This is a genomic window from Paenibacillus sp. AD87, from assembly GCF_001659845.1.
GTDB classification, from domain to species: domain Bacteria; phylum Bacillota; class Bacilli; order Paenibacillales; family Paenibacillaceae; genus Paenibacillus; species Paenibacillus marchantiae.
This window is the reverse complement of the sequence record NZ_LXQN01000007.1, coordinates 4,708,735-4,734,013: the sequence shown is the minus strand read 5'-3', so window position 1 is coordinate 4,734,013 and position 25,279 is coordinate 4,708,735. Positions and strand designations below refer to the sequence as shown.

At 48.5% G+C, this 25,279-nt stretch carries 22 protein-coding genes; 10 read left to right on the top strand and 12 right to left on the bottom strand.

Annotation, left to right across the window (positions count from 1 at the left end):
* Positions 1 to 4: 4 nt before the first annotated feature.
* On the top strand, positions 5 to 1,141 hold the full coding sequence (locus gpAD87_RS20915; protein ID WP_082935205.1) for an ABC transporter ATP-binding protein: 1,137 nt from the start codon (positions 5 to 7) through the stop codon (positions 1,139 to 1,141).
* Between the two features lie 60 nt (positions 1,142 to 1,201).
* Positions 1,202 to 2,002 carry an ABC transporter ATP-binding protein gene (locus gpAD87_RS20910; RefSeq protein WP_063567845.1) on the top strand — a complete coding sequence of 267 codons (801 nt, stop codon included), beginning with the start codon at positions 1,202 to 1,204 and terminating at the stop codon, positions 2,000 to 2,002.
* Positions 2,003 to 2,273: 271 nt separating this feature from the next.
* On the opposite strand, the gene gpAD87_RS20905 is transcribed toward gpAD87_RS20910, so the two are convergent.
* Together gpAD87_RS20905 and gpAD87_RS20900 are read right to left on the bottom strand one after the other, a co-directional pair.
* Positions 2,274 to 2,546, bottom strand: a complete 273-nt coding sequence (locus gpAD87_RS20905; protein WP_053783990.1) for an HU family DNA-binding protein — start codon at positions 2,544 to 2,546, stop codon at positions 2,274 to 2,276.
* A gap of 74 nt (positions 2,547 to 2,620) precedes the next feature.
* The gene (locus tag gpAD87_RS20900) at positions 2,621 to 2,821 is read right to left on the bottom strand and encodes a cold-shock protein (RefSeq protein WP_062320808.1); all 201 of its coding nucleotides are present in this window, start codon (positions 2,819 to 2,821) and stop codon (positions 2,621 to 2,623) included.
* 170 nt (positions 2,822 to 2,991) lie between these two features.
* On the opposite strand from gpAD87_RS20900, the gene gpAD87_RS20895 reads away from it, so the two are divergent.
* A complete protein-coding gene (locus gpAD87_RS20895) occupies positions 2,992 to 3,918 on the top strand; it encodes a tyrosine-type recombinase/integrase (RefSeq protein ID WP_064640371.1) in 927 nt (308 codons plus the stop codon).
* A gap of 66 nt (positions 3,919 to 3,984) precedes the next feature.
* On the opposite strand, the gene gpAD87_RS20890 is transcribed toward gpAD87_RS20895, so the two are convergent.
* Complete coding sequence (locus gpAD87_RS20890) at positions 3,985 to 4,254, bottom strand: hypothetical protein (protein ID WP_064640369.1); 270 nt, start codon at positions 4,252 to 4,254, stop codon at positions 3,985 to 3,987.
* Between the two features lie 324 nt (positions 4,255 to 4,578).
* Between gpAD87_RS20890 and gpAD87_RS20885 the strand changes: the two genes are divergently transcribed.
* The 6 genes from gpAD87_RS20885 to mglC all read left to right on the top strand — a co-directional run bounded on the left by gpAD87_RS20885 (position 4,579) and on the right by mglC (position 12,965).
* The gene (locus tag gpAD87_RS20885; RefSeq protein WP_064640367.1) at positions 4,579 to 6,198 is read left to right on the top strand and encodes a response regulator; all 1,620 of its coding nucleotides are present in this window, start codon (positions 4,579 to 4,581) and stop codon (positions 6,196 to 6,198) included.
* Entirely contained in the window at positions 6,195 to 8,009 is a 1,815-nt protein-coding gene (locus tag gpAD87_RS20880) for a cache domain-containing sensor histidine kinase (protein ID WP_082935204.1), read from the top strand. The genes gpAD87_RS20885 and gpAD87_RS20880 overlap by 4 nt, the downstream gene beginning before the upstream one ends.
* Positions 7,999 to 9,177, top strand: coding sequence for a sugar ABC transporter substrate-binding protein (locus tag gpAD87_RS20875; protein WP_197521453.1), 1,179 nt, complete (start codon positions 7,999 to 8,001; stop codon positions 9,175 to 9,177). Before gpAD87_RS20880 ends, gpAD87_RS20875 begins: the two co-directional genes overlap by 11 nt.
* Positions 9,178 to 9,298: 121 nt before the next feature.
* Entirely contained in the window at positions 9,299 to 10,360 is a 1,062-nt protein-coding gene (locus tag gpAD87_RS20870) for a galactose ABC transporter substrate-binding protein (RefSeq protein WP_063567849.1), read from the top strand.
* Positions 10,361 to 10,425: 65 nt separating this feature from the next.
* Positions 10,426 to 11,931 (top strand): sugar ABC transporter ATP-binding protein, encoded by a 1,506-nt coding sequence (locus gpAD87_RS20865; protein WP_064640366.1) that lies wholly within the window; start codon positions 10,426 to 10,428, stop codon positions 11,929 to 11,931.
* Between the two features lie 14 nt (positions 11,932 to 11,945).
* On the top strand, positions 11,946 to 12,965 hold the full coding sequence (gene mglC, locus gpAD87_RS20860) for a galactose/methyl galactoside ABC transporter permease MglC (protein ID WP_064640364.1): 1,020 nt from the start codon (positions 11,946 to 11,948) through the stop codon (positions 12,963 to 12,965).
* A gap of 63 nt (positions 12,966 to 13,028) precedes the next feature.
* Here mglC and gpAD87_RS20855 read toward each other — a convergent pair whose 3' ends face one another.
* Positions 13,029 to 13,364 (bottom strand): hypothetical protein, encoded by a 336-nt coding sequence (locus tag gpAD87_RS20855; RefSeq protein WP_064640362.1) that lies wholly within the window; start codon positions 13,362 to 13,364, stop codon positions 13,029 to 13,031.
* 274 nt (positions 13,365 to 13,638) lie between these two features.
* On the opposite strand from gpAD87_RS20855, the gene gpAD87_RS20850 reads away from it, so the two are divergent.
* The gene (locus tag gpAD87_RS20850) at positions 13,639 to 15,195 is read left to right on the top strand and encodes an ATP-binding protein (protein WP_064641088.1); all 1,557 of its coding nucleotides are present in this window, start codon (positions 13,639 to 13,641) and stop codon (positions 15,193 to 15,195) included.
* Between the two features lie 100 nt (positions 15,196 to 15,295).
* Here the strand turns inward: gpAD87_RS20850 and gpAD87_RS20845 are convergent, their stop codons facing one another.
* From gpAD87_RS20845 to gpAD87_RS20810, 8 genes are all read right to left on the bottom strand, one after another.
* Positions 15,296 to 17,122, bottom strand: coding sequence for an ABC transporter ATP-binding protein (locus gpAD87_RS20845; protein ID WP_064640360.1), 1,827 nt, complete (start codon positions 17,120 to 17,122; stop codon positions 15,296 to 15,298).
* Complete coding sequence (locus gpAD87_RS20840; RefSeq protein WP_064640358.1) at positions 17,115 to 18,836, bottom strand: ABC transporter ATP-binding protein; 1,722 nt, start codon at positions 18,834 to 18,836, stop codon at positions 17,115 to 17,117. The genes gpAD87_RS20845 and gpAD87_RS20840 overlap by 8 nt, the downstream gene beginning before the upstream one ends.
* Before the next feature lie 71 nt (positions 18,837 to 18,907).
* Positions 18,908 to 19,342, bottom strand: coding sequence for a MarR family winged helix-turn-helix transcriptional regulator (locus gpAD87_RS20835; protein ID WP_064640356.1), 435 nt, complete (start codon positions 19,340 to 19,342; stop codon positions 18,908 to 18,910).
* A gap of 202 nt (positions 19,343 to 19,544) precedes the next feature.
* Entirely contained in the window at positions 19,545 to 20,492 is a 948-nt protein-coding gene (locus tag gpAD87_RS20830; RefSeq protein ID WP_064640354.1) for an iron-hydroxamate ABC transporter substrate-binding protein, read from the bottom strand.
* Positions 20,493 to 20,582: 90 nt separating this feature from the next.
* On the bottom strand, positions 20,583 to 21,599 hold the full coding sequence (locus tag gpAD87_RS20825; protein WP_064640352.1) for a FecCD family ABC transporter permease: 1,017 nt from the start codon (positions 21,597 to 21,599) through the stop codon (positions 20,583 to 20,585).
* A gap of 2 nt (positions 21,600 to 21,601) precedes the next feature.
* A complete protein-coding gene (locus tag gpAD87_RS20820; protein ID WP_064641087.1) occupies positions 21,602 to 22,573 on the bottom strand; it encodes a FecCD family ABC transporter permease in 972 nt (323 codons plus the stop codon).
* A 202-nt stretch (positions 22,574 to 22,775) separates the two neighbouring features.
* Positions 22,776 to 24,494, bottom strand: coding sequence for a helix-turn-helix domain-containing protein (locus gpAD87_RS20815; protein ID WP_064640351.1), 1,719 nt, complete (start codon positions 24,492 to 24,494; stop codon positions 22,776 to 22,778).
* 33 nt (positions 24,495 to 24,527) lie between these two features.
* A complete protein-coding gene (locus gpAD87_RS20810; protein ID WP_064640349.1) occupies positions 24,528 to 25,277 on the bottom strand; it encodes an ABC transporter permease in 750 nt (249 codons plus the stop codon).
* Positions 25,278 to 25,279: the final 2 nt, after the last annotated feature.

The following is a 25,279-nucleotide window of genomic DNA, read 5'->3' as shown; positions in this document are numbered from 1 at the left end:
GACCATGAACCAACCTATACTTCAGGTCAGCGGTCTGAAAACCTATTACCGTACCCGGCTCAAGGAGAATGTATTTGCCGTCGACGGGGTGGAGTTCGGACTGAAAGAAGGGCAGACGCTGGGCATTGCAGGTGAATCGGGCTGTGGAAAATCGACGCTGGCGCTCAGCCTGATGGGCTTTTATTTCCCGCCGCTTCATTATGGCAGTGGTTCGATCCGGATTAATGGTACCGATATTATGCAGCTGAACAAAGAGCAGCTTCGTTCGCGCATTCTGGGCAAGGAAATTGCTTATATTCCGCAGGCTGCCATGAATGCACTGAACCCAACGCTGCGTATTATCAGGTTTATTGAAGATATCATGAAGGAGCATCGTCCGGAGATGAAACGGTCGGATGTGCGGAAGATGGCTACGGAGCGCTTCCAATCACTGAACTTGTCGCCGGATGTGCTGGATATGTATCCAAATGAATTATCCGGCGGCATGAAGCAGCGAACGGTTATCGCCATCTCAACAATTCTGAATCCCAACGTGCTCATTGCGGATGAACCTACTTCGGCACTGGATGTAACCTCCCAGAAGGCGGTCATTCGTCTATTGAAGGATTTGTTGAAGCGCAAAGTAATCAAATCACTGGTGTTCATCACGCATGAGCTGCCGCTACTTTACCATGTCACGGATGAAATTATGGTGATGTATGCCGGTGAGATTGTGGAACGAGGCACGGCAGAGCAGATGATTTTCAATCCGCTGCATCCGTACACTCGCAAACTGATGGGCTCCATCATTGTGCCGGAAGAGGGCATGAAGGAGCACAAACTGGCTGCCATTCCTGGTGCACCACCAAATCTGAAGAATGTGCCGGAAGGCTGCCGCTTTGCAGAGCGCTGTACACTGGTGACCGACGAGTGCCGCCAGGGCAAAATCGAGAACATTCATGTCGATGGGCGCCTATATCGCTGTCTCCTGACACCAGAAATGCTGGAGCAGATCAGGGAGCAGGAGCAGGACGGTCACGTACAGCAGGAGAGCATGAACGAAGAGCCCCAGGAGAGGGAAGAAAATCAGGAGGAGAACGGCTCAAATAAAGAAGATGTCCGAGATGTTCGATCTGACACAGACGATATCGCAGACCAATGAAATGATTCTTTCTGGGCGTAATGGGCTCGGATCAAGGCTCCCCGAAAGGAGTGAAGTAGTATGGCGATGGGCAAGGTGCTGATCAGCGGCCGCCATCTGACCAAGGTGTACGGTACAGGCAATCGCAAAAAGGCAGCCGTGGACGATGTGAGCTTTGATTTTCATGAAGGGGAGATTATCTCCATTGTCGGAGAGAGCGGCAGTGGCAAGACGACACTCGCGAAAATGATCATGGGCTTGCTCAAGGAAACGGGTGGAGCGATTGAATACGATGGCAAGCCCAGACAAATGAAGCGGTACCGTGAGCGTAAAGCCTATTGGAAGGATATACAGGCCATTTTCCAGGACCCGTTCTCTTCGTTCAACGTATTTCACCGGGTGGAAAAGCTGCTGGTGGACTGTATCAAACTTCAAGGATTGAAGCTGAACAAAGACGAGGAATATGCCAAAATGAAGGAAGCCTGTTCTTTCGTCAACTTGAAGTTCGAAGAGTTATACAACAAATATCCGTTTGAGCTGTCCGGTGGACAGATGCAACGGCTCATGATTGCCCGCATTTTCATGCTGCATCCTAAGGTGTTGATCGCCGATGAACCAACGTCCATGGTGGACGCATGCTCGCGTTCAACGATTCTGGATATGCTGCTCAAGCTGCGCGATGAGAACCGCATGACGATTGTGTTTATTACGCACGACGTGGGTCTGGCTTATTATGTGAGCGACACGATCTGTATTATGGAGCATGGACGAATGGTGGAGGCGGGGAGAGCGGAGGAAGTTATTCACCATGCGGAGCATCCCTATACCAAACAATTAATCAATGACGTACCCAAAATTCATTCTCCCTGGGTGCTCGATTGACACAAATCAAGCCCTGGACCGTTTTGAGCGGAACAGGGCTTCTTATTGTCCAAGATGAAAGGTTCGTTTTAGCGAGTGGGTAGTTGTGGTGTCTGTGCAGACTCTGTTGATGGGGGTGTTGAATGGGTGTGATCTTCCGCGTTATTCTGGTTTGTCTGCTTGCCCGAATAAAAGTTAATGATATCATCAACCGTAGAAAACACGACATTTACATCAAAATGTTCGTTGTGTGTTTGAATAAAAACCTCTTTTCCGATCTTGTTGTTGCTGTTTAGTTTAAAGCTTCTTTCATTGTTAATCCTGCTGTGAATACAGGAACTTTACCTGCTGGAAGTTGAATTTCCTTACCAGTTCGACGGCTTTTACCCATACGTGCTTCACGATTACGCACTTCAAATTTGCCAAATCCAACCAGTTGAACCTCTTTACCTTCTTTTAAAGCTTCCAAAATCGAATCCAGTACAACCGTTACGGCCTTTTCAGCGTTCTTTTTGGAGAATCCGCCGTTTTTGGCTACTTCTGTGATCAATTGTTCTTTATCCATTTGTCATACCTCGCTTTTCGTTTTTGGATGAAATAAAACAAAAAGCTGCCTTGTACAAGGCAGCTTAAATATAATTAAACTTTAGTAACGTTCTCAGCCTGTGGACCACGGTTACCTTGAGTTACTTCGAATTGGACGCGTTGTCCTTCATCCAATGTTTTGAAACCGTCGCCTTGAATTGCACTGAAATGAACGAATACGTCTGTTCCTTCTTCAGTTTCGATAAAGCCAAATCCTTTGTCCGCGTTAAACCATTTCACTGTACCTGTTTGCATGTAGTTCCTCCAAAAAATAAGTTTTTAAACGACCATTTTGAAAAGGTTAATTTTAAAAATCAACGCTAATCAGGTATATTCAACCCACAGACTTGATGTCCGCTAATGTATCGATTAATATGATAATACCATGTCCGCTAATATAAGTCAAGATTTGGAGGTTTTTTCTAATGGATAAGGGTTCTGGTACTTCGGTACAAGGGGAAATGGTTGTTCAGGAATTCATACATATGCTTACGAACCAGGGAGAATTGACTCCCAAAACCTTGAAGGAATATGCGAGTGATTTGAAGCATTTTACCGAATGGTATATGGGGAACGATTCTCGGAGTGAAGAGATCTCATTTCGAATCGAAGACGTGCATACATCGACTTTGGTCCGTTATCGGGAAGATTCACAAAAGGTAATGCAATTGAAGCCGTCTACCATTAATCGCAGACTGATTACATTGAAGCGTTTTTTTAAGTGGGCTTCATCGGAAGCCAGGATTAGCAGTAATCCTTCCAAACCTTTGAAATTCATTCCGGAAGACAAGGTTAGCCCCCGCCGAATGACCACCGAGGAAGAAAGATCATTCATATCTGCCGTCGAAGACGGTAACTCGCTTCGGGATCAGACCATCCTTACCCTCATGTTTCATACCGGTATACGAACGATGGAGATATGCAACCTCGCTCCTTGTGATATTGAATTGGGCAAAAGAAGCGGGCAACTTACCGTGCGGGCCGATAAACGAAACGGTCAACGGAAAATTCCGCTGAACATGACATGTATTGCTTTGTTGAAGATGTACATGGTTGGCCTCGCACCGGATAGTCCTTACCTGTTTCCTTCCGAGAAAACCAGTGATCGCTTAACGGAGAGGGCGCTGCGCCATTTGATCAGAAAGGTGATGACTACAGCCGGTCTGGAAGGGCTAAGTTCCCATGATCTGCGTCATCGGTTCGGATACGCTATGGCTGAGCATACACCACTGCATCGCTTGGCAGAAATGATGGGGCATATCAATCCGGATACCACGATGATTTATGTGAAGGGGTTAAATGCCAATTTATCTTTGTCAGCAGAAGAGGATGGAGAAACGGAACCTCATTAAAGTACATACAGTACTCTTTATGAGGGATTACGAATGGATATAGGATCAATGATGCCCTGACCCACTTCAAGTGGATGAGGGTTGTTTGGTTATCCAAGAATGACTTACATTCCATTCAGACTTGTTGTTTGCATTAATTTGCGATTCTAATGTAATAATGGCATAGGTTCCATCAAGCTTTTCCCAAAAAAGTATCGCCTTTGTATGATCGGGATGTAAAAGCAAGGCAGGCATGACATCTCCGTTTTCCAGCATGGTTCTTCGTTCGTTACTATAATAGGCAGCGATGAAGGAAGAGTGATCTTTATGGGAAAGGGTGTTTAATGAATCCTCCAAGCTGTAAAACAGTTTCCATTCAGTTATATTCTCCTCCTCACTATTCTCATTCAGCGTGTTACGTATCGCTTCTATTCCTCCGCTCCATGATTTTGTTAATTTCTCCTGAAGTTCTTGAGGTTGGTTCTATTTCTTAATTTACTCCTTTCAATAATTTACCATATATTTCGTTTGTGAGCGCACATTATATCAATCTTTTCATCTTAAAAGTAAGCGATTACATAATTAAATTTATATTGTATATTATGATGGCAACCTTGGATCATATCGACATATACATTATTGCTTGGGCTTAAGGCCCGTTAAATAAAGGAGGAATCTGACGTGTACCGGGTATTGCTGGTGGATGATGAAGAGGATGTACGCGAAGGGTTGGTTGTAGAGGTAGATTGGGAAGCGCTCGATCTGCGCATAGTTGGTCTGGCGGAGAATGGACGTGAAGCACTGGAGATGGCCGAACGAGTGGAGCCGGATATTGTGGTAACGGATATCAGCATGCCATTTATGGATGGACTTGAACTTGCTCGAAGGTTGCGGGAGCGCAATCCGCTTGTGAAAGTGGTGATTTTGACTGGATATGATGAATTCGACTACGCCCGACAAGCGGTCTCGCTGAGTGTGGATGAATATTTACTGAAGCCATTCTCGGCGGGACATCTGACAGAACTGCTTACAAGGTTGCGTGCACAGATGGCGGCTGAAGTGGCCGAACGAGAGGATGTACAGCAGCTGCGCGACCATTATTATACAAGCCTGCCCCTGTTACAGGCGGATCTGATGGCCACTTTGCTACATCGGCAAAAATCACCGGAATATATCCATGGCAAAGCAAAGCAATGCGGACTAGACCTGCATGGTGACCGCTATGGTGTATCCGTATTGACCCTGCATATGGACGGAGACCAATCCGAGGATGCGGAGTTGAAGCAGTTCGCTGCGCTGAACATTGCTGCAGAGGTATGGACGGAACACGGGGCCGGACATGCTTTTATGCATCAGGAGACGATTGTGCTGCTCTATGTAGATCGGTGGGGTGGAGAAGATGGGGAGAAACGACAGCAGCAGGCGCTGGAAAATGTAATGCGCAGCATCAATCATTATTTGCGTATTCCTGCCACTGTTGGATCGGGCTCAATCGTGAACACACTGGCAGGTGTGAAGCATGCCTATGAGGATGCACTACTGGCACTGGATTATCGACTTGTACCGGGGACCGATCCCCTTATCTATATTGCAGATGTGGAGCGGCAGACGGCGGGCAAATTGCGTTTTGACGAGTTGAAGCAGCAAACGCTGACACGTTGTCTGAAAGCGGGTACGCAGGCGGAGCTGGAGGACGCGCTAGAGATCATTTTCCGGGAAATTACGGTGGAGCATGGGCGAAGTGACATTCAACTGTATCTGATTGAAGTTTTAACAAACGTTTGGAAGGCAGCTCAGGCATCGGGCGAGGCCATGGAGGACATTTTTGGGGCAGGGTTCCAGTTGTATGCCGATTTGTTCCGTTTGCCTGGGTTGTCTGAGGCACAAGGTAAGGTGCATGAGGTTTGTCTGCTCGTTCAACATCGCATTGCCAGCGGAAGGCAGCATGTATACAAGGATATTGTGGAACAGGCATTGTCGTTTACCAAAGAACACTACGCCGATCCGGATCTGTCCATTCAGAAAGTATGTGGGCATCTGCATATCAGTTCGGGTTATTTTTGTGGCATTTTCAAAAAAGAAGTACAGCTTACCTTTCTGCAATATCTGATGCAAATCCGGATGGAGGCGGCCAAGGAATTACTTCGATCCACAGAGATGAAGTCGTTTGAGATTGCTGGTCAGGTAGGCTTCGCAGAACCGAATTATTTCAGTTTTTGCTTCAAAAAACATATCGGCGTCTCGCCCAAAGAATATCGCAAACAGACTGCACTAACAGCTAGTGAAGGCACAAGTCGATGAGAACCTTTGCCGGATGGATAAGATCCCTTTGGCTCAAGCTTCGGTCCAGGCTGCGTTCATCCAGAGTCAGCAGTATCCGCTTTATTATTACGTGGTCCTTCTCTGTTTTCATTGTATTGGTGCTGACCATCATGGCGATGCTGCTGCATGACAAATTCACGCAGGCCGCGGAGCGAAGTGCAGAGCTGACGACGAGACAGATCGTGGATCAGGTCAGCTACAATCTGGAGGATTATGTTCGCAGCATGTCGCATCTGTATCGAGCCATCGAAGAACATATGCTGCGGGATGGCACGTGGGAAGGGGATCAGGTAGATAAACAGCTCGATACGCTGCTCAGCAGCCGCGAAGATATCATCTCCATTACGTTGTTGGATTCAACAGGGCATTTGCTCAAGAACAGACCTTCAGCTGAATTAAAACCGAGTGCGCATGTAACACAGCAAGGGTGGTTTCAATCTGCACTCCGCGTGCCGGATCACCTTAGTTTCTCGCTGCCTCATATCCAGAACATGTACACAGGCCCATATAAATGGGTCGTTTCTATGAGCAAAGGCATTACCGTACGCCAAAATGGTCAGGATAGGCAGGTCATTCTGCTGGTGGATATCAACTTCAAACAAATGGACGAACTGAGCCGTCGTGTCAGTCTGGGGCAGCGGGGATACGTCTACATTATCGACGAAAGTGCGGGCAATATCGTCTACCATCCGCAGCAGCAATTAATGTACATGGGGCTCAAAAGTGAAAATATCGAACAGGCACTGGTTGCAACCGGCAGTTATGAAGATGAGGCGGATGGGCAGAAAAGGTTGAATGCGGTCAAGTCTGTCGCTAATATCGGATGGAAAATCGTAGGTGTGGCCTATCTGGATGAGATCATGACAACCCGCCAGGAGGTCAATGGATATCTGATTCGGGTACTGCTGGTTGTGCTGGTACTGGTCATCCTCGTCTCGCTGTTCCTCTCTTCCAGTCTGACACGTCCGATCCGGCGGATGGAACGAAAGATGAAGGCTGTGGAGCGAGGGGATTTTAACGTGGAGCTACCGATCGAAGGGCCGCTGGAAGTAGAACGTTTATCCCGTCGTTTTAACCTGATGGTCTATAAAATCCGGACCTTGATGAATGAAATCATTCATGAACAGGAACAGAAGCGTCGTCTCGAACTGGAAGCTTTGCAGGCTCAGATCAATCCACATTTCCTATATAACACGTTAAATTCGGTCGTGCGTATGGTGGGCATGAGCCGGAATGAGGAAGTCATTACGATGATCACTTCGTTATCCCGATTGTTTCGCATTAGTCTCAGTCAGGGCAAGACGATTATTACGGTCAGGGAAGAACTGGAGCACGCCCACCATTACCTGACGATTCAGCAGATGCGGTTCAAGCGCAAATTTAATTTTAGCATGAAGGCAGATGAGGATACGCTGGACTGCCTGACCCTTAAGCTGGTGCTTCAGCCACTCATTGAAAATGCGATTGTGCATGGCATTGAATATCATATGGACGAGGGATGTATTGAGATTCGTGTATACCGGGAGGACGACAAGCTGGTATTTCGCATTACGGATAATGGGGTCGGCATGACGGAAGAGCAGATGTCGAAACTTCTAATGGGCAGTCCTATCGTGAAAAGTGGTGCAGGATCAGGTGTAGCTGTACGCAATGTACATGATCGGATTCAGCTTTATTATGGCGAAGCTTACGGTCTTGAATTCGAGAGTGAGCTGGAAGAAGGCACAACCGTCTGGATTCGGATTCCGATCCAATCGGAACGAGAGGAGGACGATGCTCATGAAAGTTAATAACATCGATAGAACGGATGGGATCTCGAATTGGGTTTTGAAAATAAAAATCTGCAATCGCGTGGAAGTCATACGGATGAGAGTCCCCATCCTTCGTTATATGGGCATGTCAGCAGCAATCTGCTGCCTGTTGATATGTATGGCGTGCAGTATGTCCAATGCTGATCCGGCGGGATCACCGCCGCGTATTGCACTGATTACGCCAGCGGGAACCGGAGAACTTGCAGAAGCGATACGTCTTGGGGCCGAAGCGGCTGCCAAAGAAGCGGGAGCGGAGCTCATTACGGTGGAGGCTTTTCCCTCAGAGGGGTTAACTTACGCGCCATCTAACCCCGACTTTACAGCAGGACAGGGAAAGGTCAAGCAAGAGCACTTGCAAAATGGGACTTATCCACTGAGCGAGCGTGAACAAGCCCAGGTGGATGCGGTATCACTGGCACTGGAACAGGGAGCATCGGCCCTGTTGATCGATCCCTTGAGTGAGAAGACACTCAGCGACATCATCCAGAAGGTACAGACTAAGGATGCCAACGGAGTGATTATCCCCGTCATTTTGTTGAATGACGAGTTTCCTGTAAAAGGTATAACAAGTGTTATCTCGATAGATAACGTTGAGGCTGGACGGCAGGCGGGTCAGGCCATGGCTGTGCTTCTGGGTGGACGAGGACGTATAGCCTTGCTTGGTCCTGATCCTGTAAATCCTGTTCTGATTAACCGGGAGCTAGGGGTAGAGGAATCACTGGCTCAATATCCGGACATTCATGTGGAGACCCAATCCGTATGCAGCACGCGTGATAGTTGCTGGCAGGCGTCGAAGCAACTGCTTGACCAGCAGCAGGTGGATGGATTGATTGCCCTTCAGGAACCTGCTTCTCTGGGGGCAGCGGATGAATTGAATCGACGTACGTCCGAGAACAATGGGAACATGGTGAAGATTGTGGGATTTGGCAGTGAACAGCAGCAGTTAGAGCAGTTACAGGAAGGCAGAATTCAACACTTGATCGTGCAAAATGGATTCAGTGCAGGTTATCTTGGTGTGAATCAGGCTGTTGCACGGTTGAACAATCAACAGGTGCAAGCCAGGGTAACGCTAGAAACGAAGCTTGTCAGTACGGACAATATGTTCTGGATGGATAATCAGAAGTTGTTGTTTCCTTTTGTACAATAAAGGCTCAATTGAGGAAGATTTCGATAAAACAGAGGAAGATATTGTATTCGAATTTATTGTAAACCCTTTCATAATAAAGACATCGGTAAAGCCGAATGAACTTGGGGGAGGTCATTAGGATATGAAGAAAACGTGGATGACATTGTTGCTTACAGCGTGTATGGTTGCGGCGGCGGGGTGCAGCAGTGGCGGAGACAGCGCAGGCGGAAGTACAGGAACAGATACAGGAGGCAAGACGGCGGCAGGGACGGAAACGCCGAAGATTGGCGTGGCGATCTATAAGTTCGATGACACGTTCATGACGGGTGTGCGGAATGCAATGACCGCAGCAGCGGAAGGCAAAGCCACACTCGATATCGTGGATAGCCAGAACGCACAGCCGACCCAGAATGAGAAAGTCGATCTGTTTGTATCCAAGAAATACAACGCAATGGCTGTGAATCCGGTTGACCGGACCGCAGCAGGTGTCATTATTGATAAAGCCAAAGCGGCCAGCATTCCAGTTGTCTTTCTGAACCGTGAGCCGGTTGCTGAAGACATGAACAAGTGGGATAAAGTGTATTACGTTGGAGCCAAGGCGGAAGAGTCCGGCACGATCTCCGGTCAGCTCATTGTGGACTACTGGAAGGCCCACCCGGAAGCAGATAAAAACGGGGACGGCAAGCTGCAATACGTTATGCTGAAAGGCGAGCCAGGCCACCAGGATGCTGAGCTGCGGACCAAATATTCCGTTCAGGCCATCCAGGATGCCGGAATTGAAGTGGAAGCGCTGGCGGAAGACACCGCAATGTGGGATCGGGTCAAAGGACAGGAGAAAATGCAGGCGTTCCTTGCCTCCCACGGAGACAAGATTGAAGCGGTATTGGCTAACAATGATGACATGGCACTTGGAGCCATTGAAGCGTTGAAAGCAGCGGGATACTTCAAAGACGGCAAAACGATGCCGGTTGTCGGCGTCGATGCAACGGCTCCGGCCATTCAGGCCCTTCAGGACGGAACGATGCTGGGCACGGTGTTGAATGATGCCAAGAACCAGGGCGCAGCAACGGTTGCACTCGCTTCCGTACTCGCGAAGGGTGAGACGCCAACGAAGGAAAATACGGGTTATGACATTACGGATGGCAAATACGTCTGGATTGCCTACAAAAAAATTACGAAAGACAACATTGCCGACGCCCAATAACAGCAGCAAACAGGGACGTCCGTCATGAGATGGCGTCCTTTTTTTGCCGAAGGGGAGGATGAAAGATGGAAGCACCTTACCTGCTGGAGATGGACGGAATATCCAAAGCATTTCCGGGTGTGCAGGCACTGAGTCAGGTCACATTGAGAGTAAAGCCGGGTACCGTTCATGCGCTGATGGGAGAGAATGGAGCGGGCAAATCCACGCTAATGAAATGTCTATTCGGTATGTATCGCCCGGATGAAGGGACGATTCGGATGGACGGCAATGAGGTGGAGATTCCGAGTTCGAAGGCGGCGCTTCAGCATGGAATATCGATGATTCATCAGGAACTGAACCCGGTGCCACACCGTCCGGTGATGGAGAACATCTGGCTGGGACGGTTTCCGATGAGGGGATTGCTGGTGGATGAGAGAAGAATGTATTCCGATACACTGGCTCTGTTCAAGGACCTGAATCTGGACATTGATCCGAAGGCTCAGGCGGGGACTTTATCCGTTTCCAAAATACAATCGATGGAAATCGCCAAAGCGGTCTCTTTCCAATCCAAAGTCATCGTGATGGATGAGCCAACTTCCTCGCTCACGGGCAAGGAAGTAGACCAGCTCTTCGCCATTATTAATCAGCTGCGCAGTCGCGGGGTGTCTATTATCTACATTTCGCACAAGATGGAGGAAATTCTGACGATCTCGGATGAGGTCACGATTATGCGGGATGGTTTTGTGGTCGGTACCTGGGATGCTGCCGATTTAACGACCGACCTGATCATTACCCGCATGGTAGGACGTGATTTGGATGAACGGTTCCCGGAACGCACGAACGTACCTGGAGAAGTGATTTTGAAGGCAGAAGGCTTAACCTCCAGCCAGCCGAATTCGTTCCGGGATGTGACGTTTGAATTGAGGAAAGGTGAAGTGCTTGGAATCGGCGGCCTTGTTGGGGCACAGCGGACGGAATTGATTGAGTCACTTTTTGGCTTACGCGGGCTTGCTTCAGGGACGATCTCCATTCATGGGCGCAAGGTAAAGATCAAGTCACCTGCCGCAGCAAAGCGTCATAACATTGCCCTGCTGACCGAAGAACGAAGAGTCACGGGAATTTTTCCGGTGCTGTCTGTATATGAAAATACGATTATTGCGAGTCTCGGACGATACCAAAATCGGATTGGTCTGTTAGATGAGAAGAAAGGCCGTGATGAGGCACGCGAGCAAACGCAGAAGTTTAGAACTAAAACGCCTTCAGTTAACACGCTGATTCGCAACCTTTCCGGTGGTAATCAACAGAAGGTACTTCTGGCTAGATGGTTGTTAACTGACCCGGAAATTCTACTGCTCGATGAACCAACACGTGGGATTGATGTAGGTGCCAAATTTGAAATCTACACCATTATTACGGAACTGGCCCGCCAGGGCAAAAGCATTATTATGATCAGCTCGGAGATGCCCGAACTGCTGGGTATGTCGGATCGAATTATGGTCATGAGCGAAGGACGGCTCACCGGAATTGTGGACGGAGCCGAGGCAACAGAGCAGGATATCATGAGGCTGGCCGCACAGCAGCGGATGGCTTAGTCAGGAGGGAACATATGAATACACAGGTTATCAATCAGGTGAAACAGTATGTGGCGCAGCGCGCGATCTTTATTGTGCTGATCCTGCTCGTCATCGGCATTGCCATTGCCGATCCGCATTTTCTTGCTTTCTCTACACTTCGGGATATATTACAACAGTCCTCCACACGGGCCATCATTGCGCTGGGGGCGGCGTTTATCCTCGTAACGGGCGGGGTCGATTTATCGGCAGGGCGGGTCGTTGGGCTAACGGCTGTGGTATCCGCATCCATGCTGCAAATTGATGAATATGCCAATCGGTTCTTTCCTGATCTGCCACATTTATGGGTGTGGGCGCCCATGATCGTCGGGATCATTGCAGGCTTGGCAGTGGGTCTCGTCAACGGCATCATTGTAGCCAAATTACATGTTCCACCGTTTATCGCGACTCTGGGTACGATGGTTGCGGTATACGGTCTGAATTCGATTTATTTTGATACAGAGCCGAATCAGTCACAACCCATTGGAGGACTGAGACCCGATTTTACCGTTATTGGTTCCGGTTACATTGATCTTGGCGGTGGTTATTCCATTCCGTATATCGTATTAATTGCTGTAGCGGTTGCGCTGATCTGCTGGGTCGTCTTCAACAAGACCCGCCTCGGGAAGAACATGTATGCCATCGGTGGCAACATTCAGGCTGCGCATGTGTCCGGTATTCATGTAGCCCGCAACCTGATTGCGTTGTATGCCATTGCAGGTGCATTGTATGGACTGGGCGGTGTGCTGGAAGCCGCACGTACGGGCGGGGCAACGAACAATTACGGCAATATGTATGAGTTGGATGCGATTGCGGCCTGTGTCGTGGGGGGCGTCTCCACTGCGGGTGGTATTGGTACGGTGCCCGGAGTCATGGCAGGGGTGCTGATCTTTGGAGTCATCAACTATGGTCTGACCTTTATCGGTGTAAGTCCTTACTGGCAGCTGATTATTAAAGGGTTGATTATTGTGGCTGCTGTGGCATTTGATATCCGCAAGTATATGGCGAAAAAATAGAAGTGTAGAATTGAATCAAAGAAGCCAGCACTCTTGTCATTCAAGAGTGCTGGCTTCTTTATTTTATGAATTTACAAACCTGTCCACCATATTAACCACAGGACCAACGATGCATAGAAGCAGCATAAACGCGGCTACGTTAAAGGCTACCTTTGTACCATAGTGCGAACGATACTTGCTAGCGATAATTACAGCAGGTATCCAGAAGATTGCCGCCGCCACAAAGGGAAGGTGAAGTCCCTGGTCTCCATTACTATAGATAGGCACGTTCAGTAGATTAAACAAATAGTGGCTGATCTGTACCTTTTCTGTGCCCCAGGGAAAATTAAAGGCCAACCCCATTGCGAGCACCAGCAGAGAAAGTGTCCCGATGCCCAAAGGTTTTCTTTGTTGTATCATGCTTATCCCTCCATAACCAAGGTTTTATCCTAAATAAATCCATTAATGTATTGTAACACAGTATTGATCAATGTGATGTATGATAGTTTCGCAATCTCCGTTTTCCTATAAACCGTTTGTCCTATTTTAATTATAAATTTATACATTCATGTGAATTTGACAAGCTTCCACTAATCGACAACATTAGCTAAACATAATCGATATAATACATGTAATTGAGGTATTGATGTGAGTAAAATGTCAAAGGGGGCGAGGCCTTTTGCTAAGTTACACGATGAAAATGCTTATTTTCCCGCTGGGATGTCTGCTTGTTATCCTGTCCTCTTATTTTCTAGGGCTTACTCCCCATCTCGCGTTAATGATATGTGCTGGTGTGTTATTTGTAGCAAGTATATATGGGGAGAAACGTTATCCTGCACTGCGTAATATCCATTGGCTTTTTCTTGGTATATTCCACTATTTCAGTGAACTGAACTGGTGCAATATGCTGTATTACCTGCTCATCATGTCGATGATTCAAGATAAACAACGTGTTACGCAGACGTTACCCATTTCAATGTTGATTGTGTTTGAATATACCGTGATTCGGCTTTCGTATGTACCAATTGATACATATAATTTGTTAGTGTCCCTGTTTGACATGTTAACTGCGATTGTCATTATATTTTTATATCATACTTTGATTAACAGCGAGGCAGAGAAGCGCAGGCTTCGGGAGAAAAACCACTTTCTCACCCTCCATGATCCGCTCACCGGGTTGCTGAATTACGATGGTTACATGGAAGCCCTTAATAAAACGGTGAAGGAGCACCGCTCCTTTCTACTGATTATCCTGAATATTCAGAATTTCAACGGGTTCGACAAAGAGGTCGAAGACAACTGGTGTAGCGTAATCAGAAATACAGGCGAGAGTATTACAACACAGTTTTCGGATGCATACGGTATATCCCGCTATGCAGGAGATCGCTATGCCGTCATATTGCCTGAAATACAAAATATTGAAGAACGCATGACGTCACTGCTGTCAGGGGAGTTGCGGGGTTTGCAGGTGAACTACAGTATTTCCTTGTATCCGGGAATGTCTGAGACGTTACAGCACTTTATTACGGTGGCGGAGGACAGGCTGTTCCAGAAGCAGCGTAATAAATGGTTGAAAAACGAAGAGGAGGTCTTCCGTTCCGAAAGGCTCCGGGCTGTAGGTGAACTAGCGGCTGGCATGGCTCATGAAATTCGTAACCCGCTAACTGCCATTCGTGGATTCCTGCAGCTGTCACGAGGACAGGCATTCAATATCGCCCCGTGGTATGAAGTTATCATGGGTGAGATCACACGTGTAACAGAGCTGACGGCAGAGTTTTTACAGTTCTCCAAACCACACACCAATCACATGAAACCTGAACGAGTGGAGCTCTGTCTTGAACGGGTCATGTCATTAACCGAATCGGATGCAGCGTCACGCGGGCATCGAATTACACTGGAGATGACTAGCGAGCCGATTGTGGTCAATATGGATCGGGACAAGATCGTACAGGTTCTGATTAATCTGATTCGTAATGCTTTTGAAGCGATGGAAGATCCGGGTGAAGTGCATATTGATCTGTTACATGATGGAGAGAAAGCGCTTATCTCAATCACCGATACGGGCAGTGGCATCCCGGAGAACTCTCTGGCGACGATCTTTAATCCATTTTATACGACCAAGGAGGAAGGTACCGGACTTGGACTGGCACTCTGTCAGAAAATCGCTCAGGATCATCATGGCAAAATTACCGTTCATAGTGAAATGGGGATTGGCTCTACATTCACCCTTCATTTACCTATGGGAGCATAATTCCAACAAACAAAAACGCCGCATTCGGGTTCGAGAAGAACCGTTTGCGGCGTTTTTGTTTGTGGTGCTGTGTTTTGATCAATCATAAACAAGAACCCAATTAGGTAAGCTGTCCCTGATGCAACTGATAATAGAAACCTTGCTGTTGCATCAACTCATCATGGCTGCCTCGTTCGGCAATTTTGCCGTCATCAATGACGAGAATCTGATCGGCCTCACGAATCGTGCTTAACCTATGGGCAATGACAAAGCTGGTGCGATCCTTCATCAAGGTGCGCATCGCTTCCTGAATCTGCATTTCGGTGCGTGTATCGATGCTGCTGGTTGCTTCGTCCAGAATAAGAATTGACGGATCAGCAAGAATGGCACGAGCGATGGTTAACAGTTGGCGCTGTCCCTGACTCAGATTGCTGCCACCGGAAATGATCGGGGTATCGTAGCCCTGCGATAATTTGCGGATGAAGGAGTGGGCGTTTGCCAAATTCGCTGCTTGCTGGATCTGTTCGTCCGTTGCATCCGGTTTGCCGTAGGCAATATTGTCACGAATGGTGCCGGAGAACAGATAGGCATCCTGTAACACAATGCCAAGTTCGCGCCTTAGCTGGTCTTTCTCCAGTTCGGAGATGTCACAGCCATCAATGGTAATCCGTCCGCCCGTAATCTCGTAAAAACGCGGCAGCAGGTTGATGATGGTCGTTTTACCCGCTCCAGTCGGGCCCACAAGTGCAATCATCTCGCCTGGCTTGGCGGTGAAGCTTACCTTTTTCAGGATTTCCCTCTCGGAGTTATACCCAAAGGATACATCTTCAAATACAACTTTACCCTGAATCTGCTGCAGTTGTTTCTTCTGTTCTTCCACGTATTCACTTGGTGTATCAATAATGTGGAATACACGTTCAGCACCTGCAATAGCTGCCTGAATCAGGTTGTACTGATTCGCCAAATCATTGATGGGCCGCTCAATCTGGCGGGAGTAAGCAAGGAAACTTACAATCAGCCCGATGGACGTCAGATCATGATAAGCCATCCATCCACCTACGGCTGCCAGTATGGCAAAGCCGATATTGTTCATAACATTCATCGTTGGCCCAACCAGACCAGATACGCTCTGAGCTTGGGTACTGGATGTGCGAAGCTTTTCGTTCAAATTTTGAAAATGTTTTTGTGCCTGCTCTTGACGATTATAGGCTGCAACCACCTTTTGTCCGGCAATGGTTTCCTGAGCGTAGCCATTAAGCTCACCAAGCAACTTTTGCTGGGCGGTAAAATGTTTGCGTGTTCTTGAAGCGATCAGCCGAGTGGCGATCGTAATCAGTGGAACCGTGACCAGACTGAGCAGTGTCAGACGGACATCCAGGGCTAACATAATCGACAGGGAGCCAACCAGCAAGATGGCGCTGGACATCAATTGAGTTACACTTTGATTCAGCGTCGTGGACACGTTATCGATATCATTGGTAGCCCGGCTCATCAGATCTCCGCTCTGATTTTTGTCAAAAAAGCTGATCGGCAGCTGCTGCAGCCGTGAAAATAGAGCATGGCGCAAATCCTTCACAGTCAGTTGAGAGACACCGATCATGACATAGGATTGAGCCCACATCATGAATGAGCCGAGAACGTATACGGTCAGTAATAACATGCAGTCTTTCAGCAGACCGTCCGTAATTTTGGGAACGATATGTTCATTGACCGCACGGCCGAGCAGATAAGGTCCTGCCAGATTAAGTAACGTTCCAAGAGCCGTCAGTATCAGAGCGGTGATAACCCCTTTACGATGACGTCCCATGTATGACCATACTCGGATGATCGCGTGCCGGGCGTTCTTGGCTCTTACTTTGGGAACCGGACCTCGGCCGGGTGGCCCGGGTCTTCCGATCATCGGTGGGACAACGGTCTGATGGTTGGAGGAAGAAGCGTTTTTAGCCAAATTGAACATCCTCCTTCCGTTGCTGCGAATAATAGATGGATTGGTAATGTGGCGAATGGGCCATGAGATGTTCATGTGTACCACTTGCCACGATCTCTCCTTCATCAAGCACGTAAATACAGTCTGCATCTTTTACAGAAGAGATCCGTTGTGCAATCAAGAAGGTCGTACTATTTTTCATTAGTGAATGCAACGCCTTCTGAATGCTTGCTTCGGTACGCAGATCAACGGCACTGGTGCTGTCGTCCAGAATCAGAACCTCCGGTTGCATGAGCAGGGCACGGGCAATAGAAATCCGCTGTTTCTGCCCACCTGAGAGATTGACCCCACGTTGGCCCAACTCCGTGTTATATCCATCTTTCAGATTCATAATAAAATCATCGGCCGCCGCCGCTTGAGCTGCGGCACGTAGTTCAGCTTCCGTTGCATCAGGTCTGCCGAAGCAGATGTTATCCCGGATGCTGCCACTGAACAGGATGGATTCCTGTAATACGATGGACACACGGCTGCGAAGATCCTGGAGATCCCAGTTACGCACGTTCACTCCATTCACGAGCACTTCACCCTGTGAGGCATCATACAAGCGGGGGATCAGCTGTACAAGTGAGGTTTTACCTGATCCTGTAGATCCGAGCAGGGCCACTTTTTCTCCCGGCCGAGCCGTCAGTGTAATTCCGGAGAGGGTATGTTCTCCGTCATAGCGGAAATATAGGTCCTTGAATTCCACCTGACCTGCTCCTTTACGAGACATATCATCTCCCGATTGAATATCAGGCTGGGTGTGAAGCACCTCGTTGATGCGTGTTGCAGATACCTTGGCGCGGGAGAAGCTCATCATCATCATGCCGATTGAAGTGAGCGACGAGAGTACAACCGTTACGTAGTTGATAAAAGCAATCAAATCCCCGGCGGCAATATCGCCTCCTACCACCTGAAAGCCCCCAAACCACAGCACCGCTACAATGGTCGCATTCAGCATCAGGCTTAATACCGGTGCATTCAGCGATACGATGCGCCAAGCTTTCACTGCCGTATGGGTATAGTCTTCATTGGCTTGCTGGAAACGCTTCTTCTCCTGACGTGCGCGTGCAAAAGCTTTGACGACACGAATGCCGGCCAGATTCTCTTGAAGAACCGCGTTCACCTTGTCGAGTTTGTTCTGAACGCTGGCGAACAGCGGATAGGAAGCGGATATCAGGATATATAAGATGATAAACAGAATCGGCACGGACAAAATGAGAATGAGCGCCAGTTTGACACTGATCGTAAACGCCATAATAATACTGCCGATGATCAGCATCGGCGAACGGATAAACATACGCAGAAGCATCTGTACAAAGGTCTGCATCTGGGTGATATCACTCGTCAGGCGAGTAATAAGCGAGCCTTCCTGGAAGGTATCCAGATTACGGAACGAGAACTTCTGGATATGATCAAACAATTCCTGGCGCAGATCGGTGCCGTATCCAACGGCAGCTTTGCTTGAAAACAGCGTACATCCTGCACCGCCAACCCATCCGATTAACGCAAAAAGAAGCATAAACAAACCTGTAGTCATAATGTGGGACAGGTTCCCTGCAAGAACACCATCATCCACAATGCTGGACATCAGCTTGGGTTGAAGCAGATCCATGGCAACCTCAAGGACCATGAGCAACGGAGCAAGAATAGCTGCTGACTTATACGGGGTAAGAAATCGTTTTAACGTCCACAATGGGAAAAATCACCTCATTCGTTATGAAATAATCATGTTGCAAATATTGATGAAGACAGATGAATTCTCAATTAATATTCTCGCAGATTCTGAACCATACGCTGGGCGAGCGCTGCCATGAGTTGCGATTCTTCAGGTGTAAAATCTTTCTGTGCTTGGCGATCAAGCTCCTGGAATACTTCTCTCAGTTCCTTAAGCGCAGCACGGCCTTGATCGGTCAGATAGACACGCAGACTGCGCAGATCCTTCGGGTCGGCTTCACGCCGTATAAACCCCGAGCTTTCCATGCGTTTCAGCATTACCGTTACCGTTGCAGGGGCACGGCGAAGCTGTTCGGCCAGATGTTTCTGGGTCTGACCATCTTCCCGTTCGAGCTGGAATAGCAGCGGCGGTTGTCCAGGATATAACTCAGGGTGGTTGACAAGCTTCTCATGAACCTTGTAACGCTGTAGCTTGACGAGTTCTGATAACTGTCCCATTAACCGTTCATCTCGATCTGATTTCATAAGCGCTTCCATCCTTTTAATTAGTCGACTAACTAAATGATAAGTTTCATTTGACATATCGTCAAGTGATTTTGATTTTTTTAAAATGGATTCAAAAAAACCTCTGCTTTGAGTGGATGAAGAGAGCATGTTAGCTGACTCTGTTCTTATCTACAAAGAGAGGTTTTTTGGTGTTTTTTTATATGTCGTGGGTAAGGATCATTTATTTCTTAGAAAACATTTCTTTGGCTTCATCCATGGCCATTTTATTGCCGATTGAAGAATAGTCCAACCAAGGTTGAGCACCGATTGGGTAGACATGACCTGCTTTGACAGCCTTCAGTCCTTGCCAGATCGGATTGTTTTGCAGTTCTTTGAACATGTTCTGAGCTTCATCATCCGAGTTCACGACAACGAAGATTGCATCTGCATCAAAGTCCGGCAGTATTTCACGTGAAACAACTTGATACGGTTTGGACGAATCGAATTCCTCAATGCCTTTAGCTGGAGTTAACCCCAGATCTTCATACAAAATTGGGCCCATTGGACGGCGTGTACTGAATACACGCAGTTCTTTGGCGGTAACACGGATAGCCATTACGGTACCGTCACCGATTGTATCGTGAATCAGGGATTTCACTTCATCCGTTTCAGTTGCATAATCCTGAATGTATTGCTCTGCTTCTTTCTCGCGGTTGACCAGTTTACCAATGTCTTTCAGGTGGTCGCGCCAAGTGCCATCATCCAGATTGAAGACGTGTACAGGAGCAATTTTCTCGAATTTAGCAATATCATCACCGGAGAATTCTTCGTCCAGATAGATGACATCTGGTTTCAGGGCAAGCAAGGCTTCCATGTCCGGATCCTTAACGGGACCAAGCGGCGTTGTATTTTGAAGACGGTCAGCCACATGGGACAGGAAGGCTTTGGCTTCCCCACCGATCACGGAACCAACCGGTGTAATGCCGAGGGACAGCAGGTCATTGGTTAGATGGATCGACATGGATGCGATGCGTTGATCTCCGGAAGCGGAATTGGTATCCTGTGTGGTGTTCGAATTGTCCGTTGTAGAACCTTCTGAAGTGGAGGATGAATTATTGGCGTTTCCGCAGGCTGCGAGTACAAGCACCAGACAGATGCTCATGAAGAGCATAAGGTTTTTCTTTAACATGGGTAATCTCAATCTCCTTGAACATCTCATGGATGTCGTTTTTATGTTGGGTATAACGGTGAAATTATTCGGATTGTTCCGATAAAGTTATTACTTGGTTCGTACCAGCAGATATAAAAAGTAAGGTGCGCCTATCGCCGCGACCACAACACCTGCCGGAATAGAATTGGGCTGAAAGATCGTTCGCCCAACCGTATCGGCGGTAACCAGGATCACCATGCCGATGAGTCCTGCGGCTGGGATCAGATGGCGATGCATCGGGCCAACCAGTCTGCGGGCCAGATGCGGCGCCGCCAGACCAATGAATCCGATCCCGCCAGCCATGGACACACTGACGGCAGACAATGCTACCGTGCACAATAGTAAAATAACGCGTTGGGATCTGACGGGTGTACCAATACTGGTCGCGGCAGCATCTCCCAGATTGAAGGCATCCAGCGTTTTGGAGCGGCTCCATATGTACGAGATGCACAGCACAACCCATGGAAGCAGCGCCTGAACATGTACCCAATCTCTGCCCCAGACGCTACCTGCCAGCCAGCGGGCGGCGAAGGAATAGGTGTCTTCATCCAAACGCAGGGACAGATAGAGCGTCAGGGCATGGAAACCGGCTGCTACGGCAATGCCCACCAGAATAAGCTTAATGGGGGATACTCCGTTATGTCGGTCATAGGATAGCAGCATGATAATTAACGCCGCGGCGACACTGCCTGCAAAAGCAAACAACGGAATCAGCAAGGCCACCGAACCATTCATGGAATGGGAGAAGCTTACGAATACCATCAATCCAAAAGCCGCTCCTGCATGCAAGCCGAGGATGCCCGGATCGGCCAATGGATTGCGTGTAATGCCTTGCAACGCTGCACCAGCCACACCGAGTCCCGCTCCGGCGAGCACAGTAACCAGAATGCGTGGCAGTCGATAGTCGAACAATACAATCTGATCATCCGGCGTGCCATAGCCAAGCAGGGTGTGAAGCACGGCTATTGGTGACAAGCGAATTGTTCCCGAGTTGAGGCTGACAACGATAACGGCACAGGCGATACAGAGCAGCGCAACGCTGACCGCTATGGAACGTTTGCCTCGTGAAGGTGTATTCGTGTTCATCGCTATAGGGCCCTCCTTTCTTTACGGGCCAGATAGAGGAAGAAAGGTACACCGACAAAGGCAACCATAATGCCTACAGCCAGTTCTTGAGGCGGGTTCACAATGCGTGATCCTAGATCGGCGAGCACCAGCAAGACGGCTCCGAGCAGGGAGGACATCGGAATGATGAGTCGATAATCCACGCCAACCAATTTGCGAGAAATATGTGGTATGACCAGTCCAACAAAGCCGATCGAGCCTACAGCAGAAACGGATACGCCAGCCAGCACAACAACCGCCGTCAAGGCAAACAGTCTGGTCCAGCGGAGGTTGATTCCGAGATTAATCGCAACTTCTTCTCCTAGCGACATGAGAGATATCCGACGGGCCATAGGCAAAGTGAGCACGAGAGTAACCAGCAGAACAGGCAGAATCAGCTTCAGATGCCGCCATTCAATTCCCCCGAAACCACCCGCATACCAGAAGGCTAAATCCTGGCTCAAGTCAAAATATATGGCGACACCGGTGCTAAGCGAACTCAGCATGGCTGCAATAACGGCACCCGCAACGGTAAGCCTGATGGACGTCAGTCCTCCGGGTGCCGCCATGCCCAGCAGGAAAATGAGCAGCGTGCCAAGCACAGCCCCTACAAATGACAGGAACATAATCCAGCCATAAGGCAATCCTGGCCAGAAGGCGAAGCTGAGCGCCACGACAAAGGTAGCGCCCGCATTGATCCCCAGAATGCCGGTGTCTGCCAGCGGATTACGTGTGATTCCCTGCATGAGCGCTCCAGCTACAGCAAAGGCTGCGCCAATCACAGCAGCAGCAATGACACGTGGCAGCCTTAGCTCGTGAATAATCTGATGCGGCGTCAAAGCCGGATTGTACTGAAATATGGCAGTCCACACGGTCTCCAGTGTCAGCCCCTTGGCACCAAGAGAAATGGCGACAAACATACTAAGCAGCAGTGCGGCAATGGCCGCCAAAAACATCAGGACAACCGTCACTGCGGATTTTCTTGATTTGGACGGACGTTGTGACAGTCCCGGATGTTGAATGCGGGTCACTCCTTTGGTACCAACAACGCATTGCTGTTGTTATTGATTATCATTATCAATTAGTGAACATTATAAAATCTTAATTCAGGCCCGTACATGGCATAAATTAAGATTATAGAGATGGACATTTTTTAGATTACAGAAATGCTGGTTTGTTCGTCAACATAGAGAGCGCTTCATCAAGCTGGATGTTGATGGAATACGGAGCATATACCACCCATGAATTCCAGTCTATGACATGCACACGCCCAGCTTTTACCGCAGGATAGTTTTCCCACAACGGATCAACAGTAATCTGCTGTAACAGAGTAGTACGTTCGTGCATGGACGTAACCGCAATCAGCAGCACATCCGCTTCGAGGCCATCCCATTCTCCAGGCGTGAAAGACATCCAGTTGAATCCCACACCGTCAGGTTTGCCTGTCAGTTCTTTCTGAATTCGATCTGGAGGTGACAGCTGCAGGCTGCGGTAAAATACATGACCGAAGTTGCGATTGCTGTACATGCGCGGTCCTTTTGCAGTTAAGGTACAGATCGCGACGGTGACCTGACCTGCTGTATCTCTGATCTTTTTGCGAGCCCGCTCCGCCTTACGCTCATGCCGATCCAGCCACTCCCTTGCCGCTTGAGTACGATCCACGATAGAGGCGATTTTCTGCAAATGACCAAACATGTCTGTCTGATTCCAAGGGATGGTGATGATTGGAGCGACATCTCCGATATGTTCCATCGCTTTAGCGGCTGCGTTGTCCTTGGTCAGAATTAAGTCGGGATTCACATCAAGGAATGCCTGTCGTCCCTGTTCCCACGGTTCATAGGCATGGAACGGCAGCGTCAACGATTTGGGAACATGGGGCAGATGGCCCTGGATCTGCGCTGCGCATGGTGTGATGCCAAGAGTCATCAGGTGATCGGTGTATGGATAGGAGAGTGAGACGATATTTCGATGTACCTGCTTGGCATAGGAAGTTGGCGCATAACCGGCATGGTTCCTGAAGCGGCGGCTGAAATAGAATTCGTCCCGATAGCCTACCTGGCGGGCTACATCACGAATACGCAGATCTGAAGTCATGAGCAATTCCTTGGCCCGATTCATTCGTAAATGAGTGATATATTCGATAGGATTTTTCTGCATCCGGCTCTTGAACAGCTGTGAATAATACGATGGATGCATACCTGCCAGTTCGGCCAGCTTCTCCAGCTTGATTTCGTTCATATAGTTTTCCCGCATATACTGCAAGGTGGATCTGAGCCACTGTTCAGGCTCGTCCTGTGCTTCCGCATGCACCTGACCTTCCTGAGGCCAGAGCGTATGAAGCAGATCGGTCAGAAGCAGCTGCACTTTCAGGCTGGTCTGTGAAGCTTCGGTTGTTAATTGTGCGGCAATTCGCTGTATCCCATAGTAAGGGCCCTGAATCCACCCAGTTACAGGTGAACCAAGCTCTCGCTCATATATTCGCCGTTCTTTCGTTTTCTCAGCAACCCGAAACAGATCGAAATGAATGATATACAATTCAATCTCATGGTCCACATTAGAGAAAAGCTCCAGAGAAGTTCCCGGTGTAGACAAGAAGGCGGATTTACGTGTGACAAGGGATTCGATACCGTTCGCTACCAGCTTGCCCGTGAATTTGTGCATGTAGACAAAGGTATGGTGAGGGAGCTCAGTCTGACTCCATTGCCAATGCGTATTCACGGTAACCAGCTCTGCCTGACGCAGTTCGAGCAGCGCATCGTTCAAAAAAGCATCCATTTCCGTTCGTGTCATGGATTCATCAGTGCGTTTCGGGTGATCCGGTTGGGTCAACGTGTTGGAGGTATTGCCGTTATTATTGGTGCTTGGATGGGTTAACATGGTGTGACCTCCTTTCCTCGCGAGGTTGATATATCATAGCGACCGCAGCCGCATATCCGATGTGAACCACTGTCGGTACGTCATCATGCTGAGCAGAATGCTGGTAATGGCGGCTGAGCTGGTAAAAGCAAACACGATCAGAATCTGGTAACGCACGGCCTCAACCGGATCAGCACCCGCAATAATCATGCCTGTCATCATGCCAGGAAGCTGTACGAGTCCTACCGTTTTCATGCCATCGATCGTGGGGATCATGCTGGATTTTACAGAACGTTTCAATACGTCCTGAAAAGCACGTCTTGGCGTTGCGCCCAGTGCAAGCAGGGATTCAATCTCTCCTTTGGAGGACTCGACCTCGCGTTTCATCTGATTCAGAAACAGCCCGGACACCACCATGGCATTACCGATGGTCATCCCGCTCAATGGAATAATGTATTGGGGAGTAGGCTCTACAATACCCAGACCTAACAACAGCCCCATCATGAGCAGCTCCGTGACCGTAATTGCAGCCGCAATATATAAGGAAATCCAGCGAAGTCCTTTGCCACGTTTGCCAGCATTAATGGAGGCTACGATAATCATGAATCCGACAATGGCAATGATAAGAACGGGGTGGTCCGAGTTAAAAATAAATTGAAGTACATATCCGACAAGCAACAGCTGTACAGCGGAACGAACAGTGCCTATAGCAATATCCTTTTCCAGATCAAGCTTCTGCCAGACAGAGATGAGCATGGTGACCATCACAAATATAATGGTAAAACTCAGAGCGATGAGTGACATGA

Coding starts and splice junctions, on each gene's coding strand:
- gpAD87_RS20865 (WP_064640366.1), top strand. CDS start 10,426: ATGGAAGCACCTTACCTGCTGGAGATGGACGGAATATCCAAAGCATTT.
- gpAD87_RS20875 (WP_197521453.1), top strand. CDS start 7,999: ATGAAAGTTAATAACATCGATAGAACGGATGGGATCTCGAATTGGGTT.
- gpAD87_RS20830 (WP_064640354.1), bottom strand. CDS start 20,492: ATGTTAAAGAAAAACCTTATGCTCTTCATGAGCATCTGTCTGGTGCTT.
- gpAD87_RS20815 (WP_064640351.1), bottom strand. CDS start 24,494: ATGTTAACCCATCCAAGCACCAATAATAACGGCAATACCTCCAACACG.
- gpAD87_RS20850 (WP_064641088.1), top strand. CDS start 13,639: ATGAAAATGCTTATTTTCCCGCTGGGATGTCTGCTTGTTATCCTGTCC.
- gpAD87_RS20810 (WP_064640349.1), bottom strand. CDS start 25,277: ATGTCACTCATCGCTCTGAGTTTTACCATTATATTTGTGATGGTCACC.
- gpAD87_RS20855 (WP_064640362.1), bottom strand. CDS start 13,364: ATGATACAACAAAGAAAACCTTTGGGCATCGGGACACTTTCTCTGCTG.
- gpAD87_RS20820 (WP_064641087.1), bottom strand. CDS start 22,573: ATGTTTTTGGCGGCCATTGCCGCACTGCTGCTTAGTATGTTTGTCGCC.
- gpAD87_RS20825 (WP_064640352.1), bottom strand. CDS start 21,599: ATGAACACGAATACACCTTCACGAGGCAAACGTTCCATAGCGGTCAGC.
- gpAD87_RS20835 (WP_064640356.1), bottom strand. CDS start 19,342: ATGAAATCAGATCGAGATGAACGGTTAATGGGACAGTTATCAGAACTC.
- gpAD87_RS20880 (WP_082935204.1), top strand. CDS start 6,195: ATGAGAACCTTTGCCGGATGGATAAGATCCCTTTGGCTCAAGCTTCGG.
- gpAD87_RS20870 (WP_063567849.1), top strand. CDS start 9,299: ATGAAGAAAACGTGGATGACATTGTTGCTTACAGCGTGTATGGTTGCG.
- mglC (WP_064640364.1), top strand. CDS start 11,946: ATGAATACACAGGTTATCAATCAGGTGAAACAGTATGTGGCGCAGCGC.
- gpAD87_RS20895 (WP_064640371.1), top strand. CDS start 2,992: ATGGATAAGGGTTCTGGTACTTCGGTACAAGGGGAAATGGTTGTTCAG.
- gpAD87_RS20900 (WP_062320808.1), bottom strand. CDS start 2,821: ATGCAAACAGGTACAGTGAAATGGTTTAACGCGGACAAAGGATTTGGC.
- gpAD87_RS20910 (WP_063567845.1), top strand. CDS start 1,202: ATGGCGATGGGCAAGGTGCTGATCAGCGGCCGCCATCTGACCAAGGTG.
- gpAD87_RS20915 (WP_082935205.1), top strand. CDS start 5: ATGAACCAACCTATACTTCAGGTCAGCGGTCTGAAAACCTATTACCGT.
- gpAD87_RS20905 (WP_053783990.1), bottom strand. CDS start 2,546: ATGGATAAAGAACAATTGATCACAGAAGTAGCCAAAAACGGCGGATTC.